Below are 570 nucleotides of genomic sequence, written 5' to 3'. Positions count from 1 at the left end.
AGTTCCGAGCGCGCGCCGGCATCGTTCCACAGCTGGTCGCCGGTCGTCAGCGGCCGGTTCACCGCCGCATACGACCACGCGTCGGTGCCGGCCGGTTCGGTCGTCACGGCGCCCGACAGGTAATTGAGCCGCGCGACGCGCCCGGGCGGATCGCCGCCCGGTTGCCGTGCCGCGGCCATATTCGCCGGTGCATCGGCCGATTGCGCGAAGGCGGGCGGCAGCGCCGCCAGCGCGACGAACGCGAGCAGCGTGTAGCGGGCGGTGCGCTTGAGCGTGAACAGGGGGGCCATGGTGAGCGTCATCGTTGTGATCGCGGCGCGTCGATTCGTGCCGTCCAGTTCACGATATCCGCTTGGCCTGTTTCAAGGCACGGTGTTTTGTAAATCGAATGGCACGCGATGTAACAAAACCTGTCCATCGCGCGCCGTTGTCGTGCAGCTGCAATGCCGGCGTCAAGCGGACGTAAGCCACGCGTCGAAAACCTGCTGCCCGGGCACCGTGACGCGCAGCACGCGCGGGCGGGCAGCGCGTTCGATCCAGCCGTGGGCGCAGAAGCTGTCGAGCAGCGCC

2 pseudogenes are annotated in these 570 nt (G+C 68.4%); both read right to left on the bottom strand.

The features are described 5' to 3' along the window. Window positions 1-290 (bottom strand): annotated as a pseudogene (locus JMF90_RS39725) (hypothetical protein); the annotation flags it as partial. Window positions 291-452: 162 nt separating this feature from the next. Continuing rightward, a pseudogene (locus JMF90_RS39720) lies at window positions 453-570 on the bottom strand (transcriptional regulator); the annotation flags it as partial.

This window comes from Burkholderia sp. E168m23, from assembly GCF_016586125.1.
GTDB classification, from domain to species: domain Bacteria; phylum Pseudomonadota; class Gammaproteobacteria; order Burkholderiales; family Burkholderiaceae; genus Burkholderia; species Burkholderia orbicola.
The sequence above is the reverse complement of the archived record's forward strand: the minus strand, read 5'-3'. Positions and strand labels throughout refer to the sequence as shown.